Source organism: Nocardia amamiensis NBRC 102102 (assembly GCF_001612745.1).
Lineage (GTDB): Bacteria > Actinomycetota > Actinomycetes > Mycobacteriales > Mycobacteriaceae > Nocardia > Nocardia amamiensis.
In genome coordinates, this window is record NZ_BDBA01000208.1 from 1 (window position 1) to 20,845 (window position 20,845).

Here is a 20,845-nt window from a genome sequence, read left to right on the forward strand (position 1 = left end):
AAACAATGGTTTCGATACAGTCGCGTCCACTGATTCCTATTTACCCGTGCCGCCCGGCAGTGAGCGCGGCCGTCAAATCGCGTGCCGCCGCACGAGTCGCCTCGATGAAATCATCCCGTTCGCGTCGAGTCGTCGCCGTACGTAATGGTCCGAGCTGAACCTCGTACGCCGCATTGCCATTCGCATCGAATACCGGCGCCGCGAGATAACTCAGCGGCAGCACCTCGTCCGAATCCAGCTCCGCCCGGCTGAACGGCCGTGACGTGAGCGCCGCGAGCTGACGGAGAGCGCGACTACGCAAATGCGGTTGCAGCAGTTCGGATCCCACCGCACCGAGCATATCGGCGAGCAAGTCGACCATGCCCGCGTCATCGGCGCGGGGCCGGAATACGGCCACGCCGCGATCGCGCACCAGTGCCGACAGAGCGCCGGCGATGCGCCGGTCCGCGTCGGTCGCGGTGCCCAGCCAGGTGTTCTGCTCGGTTGCCGAACGCCACGGCATCACACTCGCCCCCGCCGGGAACTGCAACGGAATGCGATGTCCCACCGGGATTCCGGGAACCACACGGTCGGCGCCATGCCGTACATCGAGCACGGTGAGCCGATCGGGCTCGATACGGCTGAACGTCGCGCCATACCCGGTGCGGGCAGCCAGAGCGCCGAGGATGTCGCCGACACCGTGGGGAAGCGCCGCACCGTGCAATCCCGACAACGCGGGTCCGGTGCGGTAGCCGCGAGCGGGATCGCGTACGACCCAGTCGGCCGCGTCCAACTCGGCCAGTATCGCCGTCGCGGTCGCCCTGGCGATGCCGAGCCGCTCGGCGATGCCCGCGACGCTGATCGGCTCGCCGGAGGTTGCCAGCAGCGACACGATGTCGATGACTCGCCGTGTCGGCGGCGACGCGGAGCGATCAGGCATTGCCACCTCTTGTCCCGGCTCTGACGAGCGGCTTACGATGACGAATATTAAATCAGAAAGCCGTCGAATATTCGACAGGTAGGAGCCTGGATGATTCTGGAGCGGTTCCGGATCGACGGTCAGGTCGCCATAGTCACCGGCGCGGGCCGAGGTCTCGGCGCGGCGATCGCCGTCGCGTTCGCGGAGGCGGGCGCGGACGTCGTCATCGCCGCGCGGACCAAGAGCCAACTCGACGAGGTCGGCGAGCGCGTTGCCGCCGCCGGACGGCGAGCCCACGTGGTGCCCGCGGACCTGAGCGACATCGACGCCACGGCGGCCCTCGCCGCGACGGCGGTCGAACGCTTCGGACGCCTGGACATCGTGGTGAACAATGTGGGCGGCGCACTGCCGTGCCCGCTGCTGGACACGACGCCTGAGGCACTGACCGCCGCGTTCGAATTCAACGTCACCAATGCGCATGCTCTGGTTCGTGCCGCGGCGCCGCATATGCTCGAAACCGCAGGGGGCGGTTCGATTCTGAACATCACCTCCACCATGGGGCGCCTGCCCGGGCGAGCCTTCGCCGCTTACGGCACCGCCAAGGCGGCCCTCGCCCACTACACCAAGCTCGCCGCGCTCGACCTGAACCCGCGTATTCGGGTGAACGCGATAGCGCCCGGCGCGATCCTGACCTCGGCGCTGGAGATCGTCGCAGGTAACGACGCGATGCGGACCGAGCTGGAAGCCAAGACGCCGCTGCATCGCATCGGCGAACCCGAAGACATCGCCGCCGCCGCGCTCTACCTGGTTTCCCCAGCAGGGAAGTACCTCACGGGCAAGATTCTCGAACCCGACGGCGGCTTGATCATCCCGAACCTCGACCTCCCTATCCCGGATCTGTGACATGACATATCGCGTAGTGCAATGGGGCACCGGCAATGTCGGCAGGCATGCCTTGGCCGGCGTCATCGCCCACCCCGACCTGGAACTGACCGGCGTATGGGTCTCTGGTCCCGCCAAAGCTGGAATGGACGCGGGAACGCTTGCGGGACTGGACCATTCGGTTGGCATCACCGCGACGAACGATGCCGAGAACTTGCTCGCGTCGCGGCCGGACTGCGTCGTCTACTGCTCGATGACCGACAACCGGCTGTTCGAGGCGGTGCAGGATCTGCAGCGCATTCTCGCCGCGGGAATCAACGTCGTCGCCTGCGCGCCGGTGTTCTTCCAGTACCCCTACGGGGTGCTTCCGGACGAACTGCTGAAACCAGTGCAGGAAGCCGCGGCCCGAGGGAATTCGTCGCTGTGGGTCAACGGCATCGATCCGGGGTTCGCCAACGACTTGCTCCCGCTCGCGCTCGCCGGGACCTGTCTGCGCATCGACCAGGTGCGTTGCCTGGAGATCGTCGACTACGCCAGCTACGACAATCGCGAGGTCATGTTCGACATCATGGGCTTCGGCAAGCCCGTCGACGACATTCCGATGCTGTTGCAACCCGGCGTGCTCTCCCTGGCCTGGGGCGGCGTGGTCCGCCAGCTGGCCGCGGGAATCGGCGTCACCCTCGACGCCGTCACCGAGACGTATGAACGGGTCCCCGCTCCGGCGTCGTTCGACATCGCGACCGGGCATATCGCCGAAGGAACCGCTGCCGCTTTGCGTTTCGAAGTCCGGGGCATGGTCGGTGACGTGCCGGTCACGGTGCTGGAGCACGTGACCCGCCTGCGGCCCGACCTGTGCCCGGACTGGCCGCAGCCGGCCCACGCCGAGGGCTCCTACCGGATCGAGATCACCGGCGAGCCCAGCTACGCGATGGACTTGGTGGCCTCGAGCCGCAACGGCGACCACAACTACGCGACCCTGGTGGCCACCGGCATGCGCATCGTCAACGCGGTGCCCGCCGTAATCGCGGCACCGCCCGGAATCCTGACCGCCCTCGACCTCCCCTTGATCACCGCACCGGCGGACCGCCCGACCCACTGATACGTCTACCCGGCGCGTAATGCCGACAGTGCGCGTTCGACGTCGTCGGTGCTGTTGTAGAGGTGGAAGGCGAACCGCAGCCCGCCTCCTCGCGCCGAGGCGATCACATTCGCCTCCTCCAGTCGCGCCGTCATTTCTGCCGCGCCGGGCACGGAGACGATGGGTGAGCGCGCCGCGATGGGCTGGAACCCGAGTTCACGCAGCCCTTCGCGGAAGCAGTCGGCCAGCTCCAGGTTGTGCGCGCCGATTTTGTCGATGGTGAGTTCCTCGATCAGTGACAGGCCAGCCCGCGCGGCGATGACGCCGAGCCAGTCCGGGGTCGCGTCGAAGCGTCGTGCCGTCGGCGGCAACGCCACCGGACGGTAGAGCTCAGCCCAGCGGTCCTGGGCGGCGTACCAGCTGGACCCGACCGGCCGCAGCTCGGTGACGAACTCCGGCGCCGTGGCGAAGAACGCGACACTGCGTGCACCGATCAACCACTTGAAGCTGGCGCAGACCCAATAGTCCGCGTCGGCGAATCGCAGCGGCAGCCAGCCCGCGGCCTGAGTGGCGTCCACCAGCAGCCGCGCGCCGGTCGCCCGGGTGGCCGCGCGCAGCTCCGCGAGGTCGGTGACGCGACCGTCCGCGGACTGGACGACGCTCACCGCGACCAGCGCGGTCTCCGGTCGCACCTGCGCGGCCAACTCCGGCAACGGAACGAAGCGCACGACGAGATCGCCGCGATACACGAAGGGCATGGAGACCGAGGAGAATTCGCCTTCCGGCAACAGCACCTCCGCCCCCGGCGGCAGTGTCGCGGCCACCGGAGCGATCAGGCCCGCGACACCGCTGCCCAGCGCGATGTCGTCTGGAGTCGCGCCGTCGAGCAGGCGGGCGAATCCGGCCCGCAGGTCGGGCACCAGGAGGTCCAGCGATGACGCCGGTCCGCCGCGGCCCGTGGCCCAGTCGGCGCCGGCGTCGCGCATGGCGGTCAGCGCTCGGGCCGAAGGCAGACCGTACGAGGCGGTGTTGAGGTAGGTGGTTTCGAGCGTGTAGTCGTCAGGCGCTAGGGAGGACATGTCCGCAGCATCCGCCCGGCGCGCCGGTGCCGTCCAGCGCCACCGCCGGGATACTGGACCGATTTCCCGCCCGGCGCCCGCTATTTCTCGGCCGCCCACATGTTGGACAGCAACTGGAAACTCGGTATGTCCGACAGTGCCTGCATGGATTCGTAGATGCGCTCGTACCCGGTGGAGGCGATGCGCCACCGGCCGTCGGTGTCCCTGCGATAGGTGTCGGTGTAGTACCCGGCTCCCCGGATCAGCACGCCGTACTCGATGGCGATCACGGTGTCCTCGAAAGCCCATGAACCCGTGGCCGTTTCGCCGTCGACATGGATCTCCGGATGGTTGGCGACGTGCATCGTGACGACCGAGGCCCCGAGATTCTCCCGCATGAACGCGGTGATGGCGTCGCGGCCGTCCAGGTGCAACGGCTGGCCCATGGCGTGGGTGCCGTAACGCCCGGTCGCGTCCGCGGCGAGGGTGTCGGCGAACTCGTCCCACTTCTTGAGATCGAGGGTGCGAAAGTAGCGGTACTTCAGCTGGCGGACGGCTTCGATGACGTCGAGATCCATCCGTCGAGCCTGGCACGCGCGATACCATGAGACAAGAACATGTTCTATCACTCGCCGTCGGCCGGAGTGTCGCCGAGAAGAGTCGGCCGGTTCGAACCGGCGCGATCGGGTACCCGAATGATGGGCGTCGTCGTGCGGCCACGAAGGCGCCCGTGGAGCCGATCTTGTCACAACAGGGGAATCGTGATGACCGACCATCCCAGCACCCACGACACACCCGAGGAAACCGCCATTGATCAGGACCTCGCCCTGAAGGCGGCCGCTAACCGACTGGAGGACGAATTCGACGGCGTGGTCAGCGAAGCGGCGATCGAGGATCATCTCCATTCGTCGTACGACCATTTCGCCGATCACGCCACGATCCGGAACTACTTGCCGCTGCTCGCCGAGCGTTACACCCGCGAGTGGCTGTTCAACGTCGCGGAATCCTCCGGCGGATCCGACCAGCCACAGGCCACCCGAACCGACCGCCGAACGTAGCCGCCCGATCACTGGTTGCTCGTCGAAATGATCCGTGAATTGCCCCTGCGCGAGGGAATTACTTTCTAAGCTCTACGCGAGCGCGTGTGGAGGTTGCTTATGGCGGTCGAGATGACGACCGGTCCCGAGTCCGGGGAATTATCGACCGGATCAGGACGGGTCCCGGCCAGGGCCGGCCAGCCTCCGGTGTCGATGATCGAGCGGATGACGCTGTTACTGGACGCTTTCGACGGCGCGACGCCGACGCTCACCCTCGTCGGACTCGCGGAGCGTACCGGTCTGCCACGGTCGACGGTGCACCGCATCCTGGACCAGCTGATCCGGTTGCGCTGGCTGGCGCACGCACCCGGCGGCTATCGGCTCGGTGTGCGCACGCTCGAATTGGGCGGACTTGCCGCCGACCACAACGAGATTCGTGATCTGGTGAGTCCGCTGCTGCACGATCTGAGTCAGCAGACCGGCATGGTCGGTCACCTCGGCGTCCTGGACGGACCCGAGGTGCTGTACCTGGACAAGGTGGGCCGGTACGCCGCGACCGTGCCCACCCGGCTCGGCGGCCGGATGCCTGCGCACAGTACGGCACTCGGCAAAGCATTGCTGGCCACACTGGAACCGAGCATCGTGGAGGCGTCCTTCCGTGATCGCCTCCCGCAGTTGACCGCGCGCACCATCGCCGACCGTACCGAACTGCACCGCGAACTCGGCCGCATCCGCAACCGCCAGGGCGTCGCGGTGGACAATGAGGAGTCGGTTCCGGGTATCGCATGCGTGGCCGTGCCGATCCGGGGGCGCGGTGCTGCCGTTGCGGCGGTGTCGTTGTCGGGGCAGATCGGCGGTGATCGAGCGGCATTGGACACCGCGCGGCTGGCCCGGCTGCTGGTCGAGGTAGCCCACGAAGCGGGCCGCTCGCTGTTTCCCCGGCACGTGCGCTGGCGTTAGCGTTCCTGGGTCGGGTCGGCGGAGCGGCGGCCAGAGATTCTGCGGCCGAATCATTCTTGCTGAACGGTGTGTCTTTCACTGTGAAGAATTTTCGTTCGCGGTGTGTGCGAGCGGACGGACTGCTTTCCTGGAGAAGTCAGGATGGACAGTCCGCGAGTAGGTGAGCCGGAGTCGGGGAGCGATGCACCGGGTACCGATCCAACAGCGACCATTCCGATCCGAATGGCTGTGGTTCGCGGCAGGCGTGCTGGGCACGGTCGCCGCCGTGGTGTGGCTGGCGCGGCCGTCGGCGCCCGCCTGCGGTGCCAGCCACGAGGCAGCGTCGACGTCGCGATCGCCGGTAGTAGCCGTCACTTTTGCGCCGGTGGTTTCCGGCGATGCGCGGCACTACGAGTTGGTCCCGGCGGTGTCGTGTTCGCTCGGGGACTTCTCGGCAGACGGTCCCCATGCCGGGGTGTCCACCTCGCATGACGGCCGTGCCGACCAGTGTGCCGCGTATCTCGATCTCGAGCCCGAGCAGGTGCCTGCGCTCGTCGTCGGCAGCTGCTCGGAATGCGCTGCCGGGCAGCGGGATCCGAATGCGGCAACCTTCGTGCCGGTTGCCGGTTCCGCCGACGGTGTGGTCCGCGTCCGGTATCGCTTGGTGCGCGGCTCCCAGCCGGCGCCGGACCAGACCTACGAGCCGGCGCCGGACTCGTCCGCCTCCTGGTTCGCCGTCCTGTTCGGCGGCACGGAAAACGGCGGGAGATGAATCGGCCTCAGGCGAGTTTCGCGGCCAGCGCACGCCCGGCGGCGCGGCCGGAGAATATGCACCCGCCGAGGAATGTGCCCTCCAGCGCGTTGTAACCGTGCACACCGCCGCCGCCGAACCCGGCGACCTCACCCGCGGCGTACAGGCCGGGGAATGCGGTGCCGTCGGGCTTGATCACCTGCGAATCCAAATTGGTCTGCAAGCCGCCGAGGGTTTTCCGGGTGAGGATGTTCAGCCGCACCGCGATGAGCGGACCGGCGGCCGGATCGAGGATCCGGTGTGGTTTGGCCACCCGGCCCGCCTTGTCCCCGATGTACCGGCGCGCGTTGTCGATCGCCATCAGCTGGCTGTCCTTGGTGTACTTGTTGGTCAGCTCCCGGTCGCGGGCGACGATCTGGCGTTCCAGGTCGGCGTAGTCCAGCTCGGGTCCGCGTGCGATCTTGTTCATGCCGTCGACCAGCTCGCGCAGCGTGTCGGCGACGACGAAGTCCACACCGTGCTGTTTGAATGCCTCCACCGGGCCCGGTGCGCCTTTGGCGACTCGGCTCTTCAGCGTGAGCTTGAGGTCCTTGCCGGTGATGTCCGGGTTCTGCTCGGAGCCCGAGAGCGCGAACTCCTTCTCGATGATCGACTGGGTGAGCACGAACCAGGAGTAGTCGTAGCCGGACTTCAGGATCTCCTTCATCGTGGTTGTGGTGTCGAATCCGGGGAAACACGGTGCGGGCAGCCGTTTTCCGTTCGCGTCGAACCACATCGAGGACGGGCCCGGGATGATCCGGATGGCGTGGTCGGGCCAGATCGGGTCCCAGTTGACGATGCCCTCGGTGTAGTGCCACATCCGGTCCCGGTTGACGATGGCGCCGCCCGCCGCCTCGGTGATGCCCAGCATCCGCCCGTCGACGTGCGCGGGCACTCCGGAGATCAGCGTCTCGGGGCATGGGCCGAGCCGCTCGGTGGGCCAGTTGCGCCGGATCAGCTCGTGGTTGTGACCGATCCCGCCGGAGGCCACGATCACGGCCTTCGCGCGGAACTCGAACTCGCCCACCTTGTTCCGTGACGAGGCGCGGCCCCGCTCCAGATCGGTGTCCGCCAGCACGGTGCCGCGCACGCCGACCACCGCGTCGTCGGCCACGATCAGCTCGTCGACCTGGTGGCGGAAGCTGAACCGGACCAGCCCGCGGTGCTCGGCCGCGAGCACCGGCTCGGCGAAGACCCGGACCACTTCCGGGCCGGTACCCCAGGTCAGGTGGAAGCGCGGCACCGAGTTGCCGTGCCCGTGGGCGAAGCCGCCGCCGCGTTCGGCCCAGCCGACCAGCGGCGTCACGCGCAGGCCGAGTTCACGCAGGTAGTCCCGCTTCTCGGTGGCCGCGAACCGGACGTATGCCTGCGCCCACTGCCTGGCCCAGTGATCCTCGTCGGCGCGGTCGAACCCGGCCGAGCCGAGCCAGTCCTGCAGGGCGAGATCGTAGGAATCCTTGATGCCCAGACGGCGCTGCTCGGGACTGTCGACGAAGAACAGCCCGCCCAGCGACCAGAACGCCTGACCGCCGAGATTATTGCGATTCTCCTGGTCGAGCACGTGCACGGTGCGGCCCGCCTTGACCAGTTCGTGCGTGGCGACCAGGCCGGCCAGCCCGGCGCCGACGACGAGGACATCGGCTTCCGGCGCCACATCAGGACTGCTGTGGGACATGTTCATCCTTCGGTTGCGGTGCTGTACGCCAGCACGACGTGGTGGAAGAGTTCGGTGCGCCGCTCGCGCACGACATGGCTGTCCGGCTCCAGCAGCACCTGCACGCTGGTGCCGTCGTGGACGGCGATGAGCGCCTGGCCGAACGCCTCCGGGTCCGCCACGGTGCGGCCGCCGCGCGCGAGCGCCGCGACGATCGTCGGCATGAGGGCCGCGACGATCGCCTCCTCGCGCGCGGCCATCACCCGGCGCAGCGCGGGAGTGCGCAGGGCGTGCGCGGTGAACTCGGCGGTGATCCGGTACCAGCCGTCGTCGATCGGGACCGCCCGCTCCAGTCGTTCCACGGCGGTGCGGACGTCGTCGGTGCCGTCCAGCGCGATCTCGTCGAGGATGGCGCCTGCTTGGGCGAGCATCGCCGTCGAGCGCTGCTCCCACATGGCCAGGAACAGCTCGTCCAGCGAGGTGAAGTTGGAGTAGAAAGCGCCACGGGTGAAACCCGCGCGCTCGCAGACCCGCTCCACGGTGGCGCGGCCGAACCCCTCTTCGGCGAAGGCCTCGTAGGCGGCGGTGAGCAGCCGGCTCCTGGTTTCCGCGCGCCGGCGGGTGACCCGGACGGGCGCGGCCCGCACGGCATCGGGCGTCATCGGGCACCTCCTCGGGTCGCCGGAACCGGCCGTCGAATACACAAATGTACTCGATACGAAAACGTATCAGACCTGCTTGCGGGGTGAGACCGAAATCGCCGAGTAGGGTGAGTCCGACGCATCCGGCCTGGTCGGATGCCGGTCAGGGTGGAGCCGGTCGTGGGAGGTGATCCGACGATGAGCGAGCGAACGAACTGCACGACCGCGGACGTGCTCGTGGTGGCGCTGAGCGCGAGTGAGGCGCAGGCATGAGTGAGGTTCGCGGCGGTGCTGCCGAGATGCGCTGCTGGCGGGTGCGCCGACCGGGCCCGATCGCCGCCGGGCCGTTGGACGCGGAGCGCGCACCGATCCCGGAACCGGCGCCAGGCGAGTTGCTGGTCCGTGTGCTCGCCTGCGGGGTGTGCCGGACCGACTTGCATGTGGCGGAGGGCGACCTGCCGGTGCGCCGGGCGGGAGTGGTGCCGGGGCACGAGGTCGTCGCCGAAGTCGTCGCGCTCGGGGCAGCGACCGAAGGGGACGGGTTCGCCGTCGGAGATCGGGTAGGTATCGCATGGCTGCGGCATACCTGCGGCGAATGCAAGTTCTGCCTGCGGGGGGCCGAAAACCTTTGCCCGCGTTCGGCCTACACCGGCTGGGACGCCGACGGCGGGTACGCCGAGTTCGCCTGTGTGCCCGCCGCGTACGCACTGCGCCTGCCCGCCGGCTACACCGACGCCGACACCGCGCCGCTGTTGTGCGCGGGCATCATCGGGTATCGCGCCCTGCTACGGGCATCCGTGCCGCCGGGCGGGCGGCTGGGAATCTACGGCTTCGGTGGGAGCGCGCACATCGCCGCCCAGGTCGCGGTCGCGCGTGGCGCCGAAGTGCACGTGATGACGCGCGATGCCGCCGCACGCGAACTCGCGACCGCCCTCGGCGCCGCGTCGGTCCAAGGCGCTGCCGATCCGCCTCCGGTGCAGCTCGATTCGGCGATCCTGTTCGCACCGGTCGGAGAATTGGTGCCGCCCGCGCTGGCAGCGCTCGATCGCGGCGGAGTCCTCGCCATCGCGGGCATTCATCTCAGCGACATCCCTCCGCTGAACTATCAGCGGCATCTGTTCCAGGAGCGGGAGATTCGCTCGGTGACCGCCAACACCCGTGCCGACGCCCGCGAATTCCTGGCTTTCGCCGGCGAACACCGAATACATCTGACCACGCACGGGTACTCCCTGGACATGGCCGATCAAGCGCTGAGCGATCTCGCGCACGGACGATTCACGGGCGCAGCGGTTCTCGTTCCGTAGGTGGGCAGAGCACGATTCGGCGCTGAGTCCGTATCGGTCGGGTCGCATTCCTTGACGGGTTTCGCAGACGTACTTACCTTCGCGGATATAGCCGAGCAATTGTCACTGACAACAGTCACTCGGCTGTCTCACAACGGCGTGAGTGTAGGTGAGTACGATGGCCAACCGGAAGGTAATTCATTTCGAAAAGTGGCGTGTGGTAAGGGCATTCGCTGTGCTGCTGCTCGTCGCGGGGTTCGGAGCGGCGACCGGGTTGCACGCATGGGCGATGCCATGTGCGGCGGTCGATGTCGTCGTCGCCAGGGGCACCCATGAACCCGGGTATCTGGGTGCGGTGGTCGGCGACCCGCTCTACGACGCGCTGCGACAAGCACTTCCGGTCGATTCGCAGTCCTACCGTGTGGACTACCCTGCGGATCTGCTCGACCCGTCCTCGATCAGCCGGGGCACCCAGGACATGACCGCCCACATGCTGTGGCAAGCCGCGATGTGTCCGGAGCAGCGGTTCGTCCTGGTCGGATTCTCGCAAGGGGCCGTCGTGGCGCACGGGGTACTCGGCACCGGTGTCGTGACCGCGCTCGGCGGAATCCACTCGCTTCCAGGGGAGCTGGAATCCCGGGTGGCGGCGGTGCTGCTGTTCGGCGATCCCGTCCACCTGCTCGGCTGGAACGTTCCCGGGCACTACGCTTGGCGGACCGGAAACTACTGCACCAGTGGTGATCCGGTCTGCGAGGGCGGCATTCATCCGGCCGCGCACACGAACTACGGATGGGCCATGTGGCCTGCCGTGCGGTTCGCCGCATCCCGGGTGTGAATCGGCGGAACCGGGGATCCGCGGTTGGGGGCCGCTCGCGCGGCCCCCAACCATGGCGTATCTCAGCCGATGCGACTGCGCCCCAGCCCTTTTCGGCACGGAAGAACGTGACGATGCCTTCGGCCACCGTCCGACCGGCGCGCAACTACCACTGGATACCAGGGACCACGCGGGCGACACGTGCCGCGGGTCCTGGCAGGGCCATCAACGGCATGATCACCGGGGCAAGCACCGACAAGGGGCTGCGGTCCGGCGTCGTGTCCGAGGCGGCGGCCTTGTCGGCCGCACCACGCTCTGCCTTGCCTTGCGCGGCATGCGATTCCCCGAACATGCGGAACCCTTGGTGCAGGATCTGCCGCTTGACCGACGGCATGAGCAACTCGACCGCTTGGGCGAAGGTGCCGACCGGCGTGTCGATGCGGTGCGGGCGATCCTCCAGCGCGCGGATCACGATCTCGGCGGCCTGCTCCGGGTCGGGCACCGGAAGCGAGCGGTACAGGTCGGTCGGGGCGATCATCGGCGTGCGCACCAGCGGCATCCGCACCGAGGTGAAGGTGATTCCGGCATCCCGGTTCTCGACCGCGGCGATCTCGCTGAAGTTGTCCAGCGCCGACTTGCTCGCCACGTACGCGGCGAACCGGGGCACCTTGGTCTGCACCGCGATCGAGGAGATGTTGACCACGTGCCCGAACCGGCGCGCCCGCATCGACGGCAGCAAGCCGAGGATGAGCCGCACGGCGCCGAAGTAGTTCACCGCCATGGTCCGCTCGAAATCGTGCATCCGGTCGGTGGAGTTGAGCACCGAACGGCGGATCGAGCGGCCGGCGTTGTTCACCAGATAGTCGACATGACCGTGGTCGTCGAGCACGCACTGCACGAGCTTCTCGACCGCTTCGGAATCGGTGATGTCGCACGGATAGGTGTGCGCCACACCGCCTTCCGCCCGCACGGCCTCGGCCGCGGCGGCCAAGTCGTCGTGACCGCGGGCGACCATGAGCACGGTGGCGCCGCGCCGGGCGACCGCGTGCGCGGTGGCCAGCCCGATCCCGGAGGACGCGCCGGTGATCAGCACGACGCGCCCGGCCAGCGGATCACCCTTGACCGACACGCGACCGCGCTGCGGGTCGAGGTGCTCGCGCCAGTACTGCCACAGGCGCTCGGCGTAGCTGTCGAACGACGGCACGGTCAGGCCGGAGGCGCGCAGCTGGGCGCGGGTGGAGTCGCTGATGAACTCCGAAGCGAACGAGGTGTGCGGAGCGACCTCGGCCGGAATGCCCAACTGCTCCAGCAGGAAATCGCGCACGGCGGGCAGGCCCGGGATCTGCGCGAGCCCGCTGAGCGCCAGTCCGCTGCCCGGCACCGTGCCGACGCCGGTCGGCGCGCCCGCCGCCGCGGCCAGCGCGGCGTAGATCTCGCCGAACGGCTGCGGCTCGGGGTTGACCAGATGGAAGGTGCGCCCGTCCAGGCCCGGACGGCGGATCAGTTCGACCATGGCGGCCGAAACATAGTCGACCGGAACGATATTGGTCGCGCCGAGATCGGGCAGCGGCATCGGCAGATCGGACGGCAGCGCGCCGAGCTTCGCGATGGCGCTGAAGAAGTAGTACGGGCCGTCGATCTTGTCCATCTCGCCGGTGCGGGAATCGCCCACGATGATGGCGGGCCGGTACACCCGCCACCGCACGCCGCGCGCCTCGCGAACGAGCTTCTCGGCGGCGAACTTGGTGCGGTGATACGGCGAGGTCAGGCGCTGTCCGAGGTCGAAGTCCTCTTCGAAGAACTTGCCTTTGTGGTCGCCCGCGACGGCGACCGATGAGACGTGGTGCAGCACCGCGCCCAGCTCGCGGGCCAGCGCCAGCACCGAGCGGGTGCCGGTGACGTTGGCGGCGCGGGCGGTGTCCTCGTCGGCGGTCATGTCGTAGACGGCGCCCAGGTGGATGACGTGGTCGGCGCGGGGTGCTTCGCAGGCCAGTCCGAGACCGTCGGCGGTGAGGTCGCCGATGAGGGCGTAGACCCGTTCCGTGCCGTGCCAGTCCGACGCGAGTTCGGTGAACTTCGCCAGCGACGTCTCGCGCACCAGCACGTGGACGATCGCCTCGGAATCGTGCTCCAGGAGATCTTGAACGACCCGCCGCCCCAAGAATCCGGTTCCGCCCGTCACGATGTAGGTCGCCATCGCATTTCTCCTGCCGTTCACTCGAACCATGTTGTCGCACAAGTCATCCGGCATGCGGCAGTGAATGCGGAGAGCTGTGATTCGGCCCCCAGTGACAATCCGTCGGGCCGAAAGTAGGAACACCTTCGTCCTGACTATTACTGGACAGTAATCGAACGCGTGCGCCACCGGCAAGCGATCATGACGCGTTCGGCCTGTGGAACTGGTCACCCGTCTGCGCAGGTCAAACGGTATGTGTTACAGAGATTTCCAGTTACCGCGATTCTGGTCGAGTGTCCAGCAACTCGGCAGCGTCCGGTGTGGCTACTTCCGCTCGGCTATTTCTTCTCGACGCGGGCGGGCGGCGCCTGCAGCGGCGGCTTGTCGCGCAGGAACGTTTCGAAGGCGTCCAGGTCGGTCGGGCCCGCCGCGGTGTCGGTGCCTTCGGTGAAGACGGTGAACCCGTCGCCGCCGGAGGCGAGGAAGCTGTTGGTCGTGATGCGATAGGTAGCGACGGGGTTCAGCGGCTGACCCGCGACGCGCACACTGTCCGCGATCACCTTCGCGCCTGTTGCGGCGCTGTCGGAGTAGGCATAGGTGAGACCGGCGGTGGACAGGACCGTCGGTTTGCCGGGGTTGCTCCACTGCTGTTCCAGCAGACGCAGGATCTGGCTGCCGGTCAGCGTGAGCGTGACGACCTGGTTGCCGAATGGTTGAACGGTGAAGATGTCGCCGTAGGTGATCGGTCCCTGCTTCAGATCGGCACGCACACCGCCGGGGTTCATAAATGCGGCGACGGCCGCGGCCGGACCCGCGGTCGCCGACAGCATGGAATCGGCGATCACGTCGCCCAGCGGCGAAGTGCCTGCGGGCCCCGGGCTGTGCGGGAGAGGGTCGGCGCTCGCGCCGACGACTCGTCCTGCACGCGGCCGGGCCTGCTCGGCATAGAAGTCGATCAGCGCGTTCGTCCGATCATCCGGCGTCACCTCCCGCGACACCACCCGGTTCACCGCGGAGGCATGGACGCCGTCGGCGCCGAAACGCAGCGTGATGTCGCTGATCAGCCGCCCGTACGAGGCCGCCTGGGTGACCACCTTGCCGCCGACGACGCACACGTAGGGCTGATGACTGTGGCCGGTGATCACCGCGCGCACCGCCGGGTCGACCCGCTCGGCCAGCCCGGTGACGTTCGGCGTGATGTTCGCGCATCCGTTGTAGTCCACAGGCGCGTCCCGCTCCGGCCGCTGGGCGCCGCCGTCGTGCACGAGCGCGACGATCGCCTCGGCGCCCGCGGCCTTCATCTCCGGCACATAGCGATTGACGGCGGCGGCCTGATCGCCGAAGTGATAGCCCCGAATGCCTTCGGGCAGCACGATATTCGCGGTTTCCGGCGTGACCGTCCCGATCACACCGATCTTGTGCCCGCCCACCTCGAGCAATGTCCACGGGCGCAGCGCGGGCGGCAGGTGGCCCTGTGCGTCGGCGACGTTCGCCGCCAGATACGGGAATCTCGCGCCGGTGAAGGGCGCTCCGGGAGAACATCCGTCCACCGCACAGCCGCCCTGCTGTAGCCGCGCCAACTCCAGGACGCCCTCGTCGAATTCGTGATTGCCGACCGCGGATGCGGCCACCTCGGCGTTGTTGAGGAAGGTGATCGTTGGCTCGTCATGGAACAACCCGGAGACCAAGGGGCTCGCCCCGATATTGTCTCCGGCCGCCAGCACGACGCTCGCCGGATAGGCAGCCTTCAGTCGTGCCAGATGAGTGGCGAGATAGGCGGCGCCGCCCGCGTCGTACCCCGCGATCTTGCCCGTGGACCCGCTCGGCGGCTGCAAGTGTCCGTGCAGGTCGTTGAAGCCGAACAGGTGCACCTCGTCCGGTTGCGCGGGACGCAGATCGTTCGTCGAGATCAGCGGTACGATCGGCGGGGCCGACGAGGCGGGACCCGTGCCCGGATCGGATGCTGCGCCACAGCCCCCGATCACACCGACACCGACCAGACCGGCAAGAATCACCGCGATGCGACGGCGCGCTCTCATGCCACGACTGTCCCACGTCTCGCGCGCCCGCGCACGACAGCCGGAAATACCGGCGCCGCAGTGCAATGCGTGCTATTGGGCGGCCGGGAACTCTTCGGCCAGCTCCTGGAACATCGCGGTGTTCATCGCGAAGGCGCGCTTGCCCTCGTCGAGTACGCGGCGGCGCTCCAGATCGTCGAGCGGGAGGCGGTCGAGCAGGCCGCGGTACTCCCGCTTGAACGCCGCGGGGTTGCCGACGCCGTCGAAGACGTAGAAGCGGACGCCGTCACCGCGGTGCGGCAGATTCCACAGCTTCTCCGCGGTGCCCCGGATGACCTGTCCGCCGGACAGATCGCCGAGGTAGCGGGTGTAGTGATGGGCGATGTAGCCCGCGGGCCACTCGCGGGCGCACTCGTCGATGCGCTCGGCGTATGCGGCGGTCGCGGGCAGCGGCTCCAGGCCGGTGCGCCAGTCGGTGCCGATGAGATGGGCGAGGTCGCGCTCGAGTTCGGCGGTGCGGGCGAGTTCGGGCCGGATGAACGGTCCTGCGGTCGGATCGGCAGCCAGGGTGTCCCAGCGCCGCTCCAGCGCGCGGTAGACGAACCAGAGTTGACCGGTGTAGCGGTGATAGGAGTCGACACCGAGCGCTCCGCCGAGCATGTCGCTCATGAACCGCGAGTTCTCCGCTTCCGCATGCTGATCGGCGGTGGCGGTGCGGATCTGCGCCGAGAACGGTACCGCTTGCGACATGCCGAACCACCTCACCTCAGACGGGGCCGCTGTCGAATTCGGCTACCCTGACCAACTCGATTAGAGGGTACCGGCCGTGCAGCGGCCGCGCAGTCACCTCGCGGCTCACGGCGTGGACGCCGGACGGCGGCGACGCCGGACGACCGGGCGCCGCAGTGAGCCGATCCGGCGCACTATCCGCGGTCTGCGGACGGTGCGGTCGAACCACTCGCCGAGGGTGACGCCCGCCGCCAGTGCGCAGCCGATGCCGAATGCCGAGAGCAACTGATTGGCTCCGATCAGCAGTTCGTCGTTGAGCAATGCGTACAGACCGCGGTAGACCTTGAGACCCGGCAGCAGCGGTGTGATGCCGGCGACCGCGACGACCAGCGGCGGAGTCAGCGCCCGGCGGGCCATCAGGCCACCGGCCAGGCCGACCAGCGTGGCGGCGACGCCGGTGGCGACCACCGGACCGAACCCGGCGTTCTGCGCGAGCAAGAAGCAGATGGTGCCCGCCGCGCCGCTGCCTGCGGCAGCGGCGAGTGCACGGCGTTCGGCGTAGCAGGCCAGTGCGAACGCCAGCGCTGCAACGGCGCCCGCCACGATCTTCACCGGCAGGTCGGTGATGTCGCGTCCGGAGGTGAGATACACCGGTGGCACGGTGGCATCGAGGAGATCGGCGATGCTCAGCGTCAGCGCGATGCCCGCGATGATGCCGCCGGTCATCATCATCACCTCGAGCATGCGGGCCGACGCGGTGATAGGAGCGCCGGTGATCGCGTCCTGCACCGCGCCGACCAGTTGTAATCCGCTGAGCAGCACGGTGATTCCCGCCGCGATGATCAGCGTGGGGTCGACGTCGATGCGCAGCCGTGCGGCCAGACCGGCCAGCACGATCGCCGGAATCGCCGCGATCGCCCCGCCCGCCATGTGCTGGAAGAAGAACGGCAGTCCGTAGCGATTGAGCACGCGGTTGGCGCGGTCGATCGCCGCGGTGGTGGCGAAGCTGATCGCGGCGACGAGCGCACCGCCGCCGAGCAGCGCGGCGATCGCCGCCGCCATGAGCGACCACGCGGCGGTGGCGCTCCACCGGTGGTAGGGGTGCGGCGCCGAGGTGATCGCGTCGAGCGCGGCGCGCGCCTGTTCCGGTGGGACCACCTCGTTGCGGATCCGGCGGGTGAGCCGGTCCACGGCGGCGAGCCGGGTGAAATCCAGGGCGCGGTAGTGCACGATCCGCATGGTGCTGGCCGGTGGCAGCTGGGGCCCGCGGTCGGCCCAGATCCGGATGGCGTCGTAGGTGACGTCGACGCTGCAGCGGGACAGGCCGTAGGTGGCGGCGATGAAGCGGACCGTCGTGGTGGTGTCCACCACACCGGTGCCCGAGGCGAGCACCACCTCGCCGACCCGGACCGCGAGATCGAGGACCTCCGCGACCCTGGCGTCGTCGGTGAGATCGATCGGCTGCAACGGCGCGGGAGCCGTGACGATGGTGTCCACGGTCGCCTGACGGTCCGCGACCAGCAGGCCGACGGCTTGGCTGACCACGGGAATCGGGCGGGCGCGCCGCAGGCGCAACCCGCGACGCCAGCCGAGGTGATCCACCCGGTCGGTGGTGACATCGCCTCCGGTAGGTGCGTCAGTAGCCATGGACGCGAACCTAGTCACCCGGCCTGTCGTTGGCATCCGCGCGGTTCGCCGGTGGGCGTGTCGGTCCTGGCCGCACCCTTGGCCGGACCGGCGCGCCCGTGGTAGAACTTGTTCTAATTTCGGCGATGGGAGCGGATACGGTGCGGTACGGAATCGTGTTGTTCACCAGCGATCGGGGCATCACCCCCGCGGATGCGGCGGCGGCCGCGGAGCGTGCCGGTTTCGACACGTTCTATGTGCCCGAACACACCCACATCCCGGTGGTCCGGGCGGCGGCGCACCCGCGCACAGGCGACGCGAGCCTGCCCGACGACCGGTATCTGCGCACCCTCGACCCGTGGGTCGCACTCGGCACTGCGGCGGCGGTGACCGAGCGCATCGGTCTGTCCACCGCCGTGGCGCTGCCGGCCGAACACCATCCGATCACGCTGGCCAAGACCATTGCCTCGCTGGACCATCTGTCCGGCGGCCGGGTGCGCCTTGGTGTCGGATTCGGCTGGAACACCGATGAATTGGCCCATCACGGCGTGCCTGCGGGCAAGCGCAGGACCGTGCTGCGCGAGCATCTGGACGCCATGCGCGCACTCTGGACCGAGGAGGAAGCCGAATTCGCCGGCGAGTTCGTGACCTTCGGCGCCAGCTGGTCCTGGCCGAAACCGGTGCGGAAGCGGATTCCGGTACTGCTCGGCGCGGCGGGGACCGAGAAGAACTTCGCCTGGCTGGCGAAGCACGCCGACGGGTGGATCACCACTCCGACCGAAGACGGCCTGGACGAGAAAGTCGCTTTGCTGCAACGCATCTGGCGCGAGCACGACCGCGCGGACCTGCCCGAGATCGTTGCGCTCGCCGGGCGCCATGATCCGGAGCAGCTGGCGCGATGGGCCGAATCCGGAGTCACCGAAGCTGTTTTCGGGTTGCCTGACCGTCCGGTGGACGACGTGCGGGCATACCTCACCCGGCTGGCGGGGAAGTTGGGGATCGAACACACCCGGTGATGCTGGGAGCGCGTCACCGGTAACGCAGCGGCCACAGCCTGTGCCGCCTAGTCGAGCTGTCCGGACCGTTGCATGGTCAGCCCTCGTCGTGGACGGTGGGACGCGAGAACCTCCGGACGGATGCGACCGTCGCAGCCACACCCACCCGGAGGTTCTCCCGATCTCGACCCGGCACGCCCGCCACCACCCGGTGGCCGATGCGCCTAACCGCGTCTACGCAGCAACAGCACGCCCGCGATGATGCCGACTACCACCACCACGGCGGCGGCGCCGAGACCCGCGACCATCAGCCACTGGTTCCGTGACTCGGTTTCCGCCCCGGCGGCGGCAGCCACCGGGTCGGTCTGGTGCGCGACTCGCTGTGCGGAAGCCTTCTCCCCGAAGACGCCGTCGGAGACGCCGGAGGAGTACGTCGGCCCCGGTTCCTGGGCGCCGGTGACGGTCAGGTCCAGCTGGATCGGCACCGGAGCCGCGTCGCCCTCCTCGAAGGTCGAGCCGACCTTCACCGCGATGTAGTACCAGCCCGGCACCGACTGCCTGCGGATCTCGAGGTCGTCGGCGGTCCGGTTGGCGTAGCGGATCGGGACCGTCGCCAGCGCGTCCTCGCTCGGCAGCACCTTGTCGGTTCCGGTGTAGGCGCCGAAGTCGGAGCCGATCTCCTGGCGGATCGGGGTGTAGAGCCTGGTGCGGATATTGGAGACGTTGTCCAGGCCGCGTCCACCGTTGCTGCCGAAATGTACGCGGTAGGCCAGACCCTGACCCCAGTCCAAGCGGACGCGGTAGAACACGAACTCGCCTTGCCGCAGGGTGTCGGTGTAGCGGCCGCTAGCGGTGAGCGGAGCGGCTACGTTGAACGATCCGCCGCCGGTCACGGGGGTGCCGGAACCGGTCGGCTCGGAGAAAGCCGTGGAGGCCGTCGTGGAGCCTCTGCCCGGATCGGAGGCCGCGGGCTCGATGCCGATCAGCAGTTCGATCGGCAGTCGCTCCGGGACGCCGTTGGAGACCTTGTCCCAGGTCAGGGCGAAGGAGTAGCGACCACCGCCACGGCACTTGTCGCCGCTGGCGCTGCCGGTGCGCTCCTTGGTCGCGCCGTCGAAGGTCTTGGCGACGGTGAGTGCCTCGCCGTCACTGGATTTGGTGGTCAGCTCGGATTCGAAGACGTGGCAGTCCTGCCCGTCCGCGCCGTACACGCGCAGTTGGAGGGTGTTGAGGTCATCGGTCACCGAGACGTCCGGGACGCGCGGAAACGACACGGTGCCACTGAAATAGGCGGTGGCGCCCGCGGGCACGTCCACCGCCCAGTACCGCGTCTCCTTCTGACCGATGGTGTCGAGGTACTGGCCGGGGGAGGCGACCGGCGCGGTCGTAGGGCTGCTGGTGCCGGTGATGGGCGTTCCCGCGGCGCGGTAGTTGCGCAGGGCCGCGGCACTCACTCGCGGCAGGACACGCTCCAGCGCGCGGCCGTCGGCCGCATCGGTGTAGGTGCCGCCGGTGGCCTGCGCCATGCAGGTCAGCTGGGCGCGGGCCTTCCCGTCCACCGCGAAGCCGATCGCGTGCATCACCAGGTCGATGCCGCGTTGCTTCACCTCACGCGCGACCTCGCAGGGGTCGGGCGGGGAGCAGGTGTCGTCGCCGTCGGAAACCAGCACGACCGAGCGTGGGCCGGAGCCGGGCAGCGCGTCGGCGGCCTGGCGCAGGGCGGTGCCCATGGGTGTCCAGCCGCGGGCCTGGATTCCGTCGACGGCAGTGGTCAGTGCGGGCTTGTCGAGTGCGTCGGCGGGCCGGAGCAGCCGCACGTCCCGGCATCCGGCGGACTTCTCCGCCTCGGTGTTCCCGGTGCTGGTGCCGTAGGTCATCAGGCCGACCTTCGACTCGGCGGGCGCGGCCTCGACGAACGTGCGGACCGCGGTCTTGGCGGCGTCCATCATGGTGCCCGCGGGATCGGGTCGCTGCATCGACCCGGAGGCATCGAGGATCAGCATGGTCGGCGCATACTGCGGCGGCTGTTCGGCGCGGCCGGGTTGTGCCGACACTGCGGGGGCGGCGAGTGCCGCGCCGATGAGAAGAGTGGCGAGCACGGCGGTGAACTTGGTGAATCTCGGCATGGTCCTTGTCAATGTGTTCGCCATGTCGCATGGCACGCGGTACATCGTTCCAGGACACCGTATTGGGCAAACATTCTCCGCGATGCGCCGCAGAACTTCCC

Annotated in this window: 18 protein-coding genes; 8 read left to right on the plus strand and 10 right to left on the minus strand. The window is 68.5% G+C overall.

All coding sequences use genetic code 11. The features are described 5' to 3' along the window. Positions 1 to 40 precede the first annotated feature (40 nt). A complete protein-coding gene (locus NA4_RS30695) occupies positions 41 to 919 on the minus strand; it encodes a helix-turn-helix domain-containing protein (protein ID WP_067478007.1) in 879 nt (292 codons plus the stop codon). A gap of 90 nt (positions 920 to 1,009) precedes the next feature. Between NA4_RS30695 and NA4_RS30700 the strand changes: the two genes are divergently transcribed. Both NA4_RS30700 and NA4_RS30705 read left to right on the plus strand, forming a co-directional pair. Continuing rightward, entirely contained in the window at positions 1,010 to 1,801 is a 792-nt protein-coding gene (locus NA4_RS30700; RefSeq protein WP_067478009.1) for an SDR family oxidoreductase, read from the plus strand. A 1-nt stretch (position 1,802) separates the two neighbouring features. Beyond that, positions 1,803 to 2,879: an NAD(P)H-dependent amine dehydrogenase family protein gene (locus NA4_RS30705; RefSeq protein WP_067478013.1), complete on the plus strand. Its 1,077-nt coding sequence runs from the start codon at positions 1,803 to 1,805 to the stop codon at positions 2,877 to 2,879. Positions 2,880 to 2,884: 5 nt separating this feature from the next. Here the strand turns inward: NA4_RS30705 and NA4_RS30710 are convergent, their stop codons facing one another. Beyond that, the gene (locus NA4_RS30710; protein WP_067478014.1) at positions 2,885 to 3,937 is read right to left on the minus strand and encodes an aminotransferase class V-fold PLP-dependent enzyme; all 1,053 of its coding nucleotides are present in this window, start codon (positions 3,935 to 3,937) and stop codon (positions 2,885 to 2,887) included. Between the two features lie 80 nt (positions 3,938 to 4,017). Beyond that, positions 4,018 to 4,494: a nuclear transport factor 2 family protein gene (locus tag NA4_RS30715; RefSeq protein WP_067478017.1), complete on the minus strand. Its 477-nt coding sequence runs from the start codon at positions 4,492 to 4,494 to the stop codon at positions 4,018 to 4,020. Positions 4,495 to 4,680: 186 nt separating this feature from the next. On the opposite strand from NA4_RS30715, the gene NA4_RS30720 reads away from it, so the two are divergent. The 3 genes from NA4_RS30720 to NA4_RS30730 all read left to right on the plus strand — a co-directional run bounded on the left by NA4_RS30720 (position 4,681) and on the right by NA4_RS30730 (position 6,664). Next, the gene (locus NA4_RS30720) at positions 4,681 to 4,974 is read left to right on the plus strand and encodes a three-helix bundle dimerization domain-containing protein (protein WP_067478021.1); all 294 of its coding nucleotides are present in this window, start codon (positions 4,681 to 4,683) and stop codon (positions 4,972 to 4,974) included. A gap of 99 nt (positions 4,975 to 5,073) precedes the next feature. After that, entirely contained in the window at positions 5,074 to 5,913 is an 840-nt protein-coding gene (locus NA4_RS30725; RefSeq protein WP_067478024.1) for an IclR family transcriptional regulator, read from the plus strand. Positions 5,914 to 6,157: 244 nt separating this feature from the next. Further along, entirely contained in the window at positions 6,158 to 6,664 is a 507-nt protein-coding gene (locus tag NA4_RS30730) for an RlpA-like double-psi beta-barrel domain-containing protein (RefSeq protein WP_157129395.1), read from the plus strand. 7 nt (positions 6,665 to 6,671) lie between these two features. Here NA4_RS30730 and NA4_RS30735 read toward each other — a convergent pair whose 3' ends face one another. Continuing rightward, positions 6,672 to 8,357, minus strand: a complete 1,686-nt coding sequence (locus tag NA4_RS30735; protein ID WP_067478041.1) for an FAD-binding dehydrogenase — start codon at positions 8,355 to 8,357, stop codon at positions 6,672 to 6,674. A gap of 2 nt (positions 8,358 to 8,359) precedes the next feature. Next, on the minus strand, positions 8,360 to 8,998 hold the full coding sequence (locus NA4_RS30740; protein ID WP_067478032.1) for a TetR/AcrR family transcriptional regulator: 639 nt from the start codon (positions 8,996 to 8,998) through the stop codon (positions 8,360 to 8,362). Between the two features lie 278 nt (positions 8,999 to 9,276). Here NA4_RS30740 and NA4_RS30745 point away from each other — a divergent pair, with 278 nt between their 5' ends. Both NA4_RS30745 and NA4_RS30750 read left to right on the plus strand, forming a co-directional pair. Then, positions 9,277 to 10,281, plus strand: a complete 1,005-nt coding sequence (locus NA4_RS30745) for a zinc-binding alcohol dehydrogenase family protein (RefSeq protein WP_067478043.1) — start codon at positions 9,277 to 9,279, stop codon at positions 10,279 to 10,281. Between the two features lie 157 nt (positions 10,282 to 10,438). After that, positions 10,439 to 11,095 (plus strand): cutinase family protein, encoded by a 657-nt coding sequence (locus tag NA4_RS30750; protein ID WP_067478034.1) that lies wholly within the window; start codon positions 10,439 to 10,441, stop codon positions 11,093 to 11,095. Between the two features lie 145 nt (positions 11,096 to 11,240). On the opposite strand, the gene NA4_RS30755 is transcribed toward NA4_RS30750, so the two are convergent. The 4 genes from NA4_RS30755 to NA4_RS30770 all read right to left on the minus strand — a co-directional run bounded on the left by NA4_RS30755 (position 11,241) and on the right by NA4_RS30770 (position 17,644). Continuing rightward, positions 11,241 to 13,271, minus strand: a complete 2,031-nt coding sequence (locus tag NA4_RS30755) for an SDR family oxidoreductase (RefSeq protein WP_067478035.1) — start codon at positions 13,269 to 13,271, stop codon at positions 11,241 to 11,243. Between the two features lie 317 nt (positions 13,272 to 13,588). Further along, positions 13,589 to 15,289 carry a bifunctional metallophosphatase/5'-nucleotidase gene (locus NA4_RS30760; RefSeq protein ID WP_067478037.1) on the minus strand — a complete coding sequence of 567 codons (1,701 nt, stop codon included), beginning with the start codon at positions 15,287 to 15,289 and terminating at the stop codon, positions 13,589 to 13,591. A 72-nt stretch (positions 15,290 to 15,361) separates the two neighbouring features. Beyond that, a complete protein-coding gene (locus tag NA4_RS30765) occupies positions 15,362 to 16,018 on the minus strand; it encodes a biliverdin-producing heme oxygenase (protein WP_067478039.1) in 657 nt (218 codons plus the stop codon). Positions 16,019 to 16,123: 105 nt separating this feature from the next. Continuing rightward, entirely contained in the window at positions 16,124 to 17,644 is a 1,521-nt protein-coding gene (locus NA4_RS30770) for a threonine/serine exporter family protein (protein ID WP_084497616.1), read from the minus strand. A 140-nt stretch (positions 17,645 to 17,784) separates the two neighbouring features. On the opposite strand from NA4_RS30770, the gene NA4_RS30775 reads away from it, so the two are divergent. Continuing rightward, positions 17,785 to 18,639 (plus strand): TIGR03619 family F420-dependent LLM class oxidoreductase, encoded by an 855-nt coding sequence (locus NA4_RS30775; RefSeq protein WP_067478046.1) that lies wholly within the window; start codon positions 17,785 to 17,787, stop codon positions 18,637 to 18,639. 203 nt (positions 18,640 to 18,842) lie between these two features. Here the strand turns inward: NA4_RS30775 and NA4_RS30780 are convergent, their stop codons facing one another. After that, on the minus strand, positions 18,843 to 20,744 hold the full coding sequence (locus NA4_RS30780) for a vWA domain-containing protein (protein WP_084497617.1): 1,902 nt from the start codon (positions 20,742 to 20,744) through the stop codon (positions 18,843 to 18,845). Positions 20,745 to 20,845 lie beyond the last annotated feature (101 nt).

Excerpts from the sequence above, each read along its gene's own strand:
- NA4_RS30695 (WP_067478007.1), bottom strand. The coding sequence starts at position 919 with ATGCCTGATCGCTCCGCGTCGCCGCCGACACGGCGAGTCATCGACATC.
- NA4_RS30700 (WP_067478009.1), top strand. The coding sequence starts at position 1,010 with ATGATTCTGGAGCGGTTCCGGATCGACGGTCAGGTCGCCATAGTCACC.
- NA4_RS30705 (WP_067478013.1), top strand. The coding sequence starts at position 1,803 with ATGACATATCGCGTAGTGCAATGGGGCACCGGCAATGTCGGCAGGCAT.
- NA4_RS30710 (WP_067478014.1), bottom strand. The coding sequence starts at position 3,937 with ATGTCCTCCCTAGCGCCTGACGACTACACGCTCGAAACCACCTACCTC.
- NA4_RS30715 (WP_067478017.1), bottom strand. The coding sequence starts at position 4,494 with ATGGATCTCGACGTCATCGAAGCCGTCCGCCAGCTGAAGTACCGCTAC.
- NA4_RS30720 (WP_067478021.1), top strand. The coding sequence starts at position 4,681 with ATGACCGACCATCCCAGCACCCACGACACACCCGAGGAAACCGCCATT.
- NA4_RS30725 (WP_067478024.1), top strand. The coding sequence starts at position 5,074 with ATGGCGGTCGAGATGACGACCGGTCCCGAGTCCGGGGAATTATCGACC.
- NA4_RS30735 (WP_067478041.1), bottom strand. The coding sequence starts at position 8,357 with ATGTCCCACAGCAGTCCTGATGTGGCGCCGGAAGCCGATGTCCTCGTC.
- NA4_RS30740 (WP_067478032.1), bottom strand. The coding sequence starts at position 8,998 with ATGACGCCCGATGCCGTGCGGGCCGCGCCCGTCCGGGTCACCCGCCGG.
- NA4_RS30745 (WP_067478043.1), top strand. The coding sequence starts at position 9,277 with ATGCGCTGCTGGCGGGTGCGCCGACCGGGCCCGATCGCCGCCGGGCCG.
- NA4_RS30750 (WP_067478034.1), top strand. The coding sequence starts at position 10,439 with ATGGCCAACCGGAAGGTAATTCATTTCGAAAAGTGGCGTGTGGTAAGG.
- NA4_RS30755 (WP_067478035.1), bottom strand. The coding sequence starts at position 13,271 with ATGGCGACCTACATCGTGACGGGCGGAACCGGATTCTTGGGGCGGCGG.
- NA4_RS30760 (WP_067478037.1), bottom strand. The coding sequence starts at position 15,289 with ATGAGAGCGCGCCGTCGCATCGCGGTGATTCTTGCCGGTCTGGTCGGT.
- NA4_RS30765 (WP_067478039.1), bottom strand. The coding sequence starts at position 16,018 with ATGTCGCAAGCGGTACCGTTCTCGGCGCAGATCCGCACCGCCACCGCC.
- NA4_RS30770 (WP_084497616.1), bottom strand. The coding sequence starts at position 17,644 with ATGGCTACTGACGCACCTACCGGAGGCGATGTCACCACCGACCGGGTG.
- NA4_RS30780 (WP_084497617.1), bottom strand. The coding sequence starts at position 20,744 with ATGCCGAGATTCACCAAGTTCACCGCCGTGCTCGCCACTCTTCTCATC.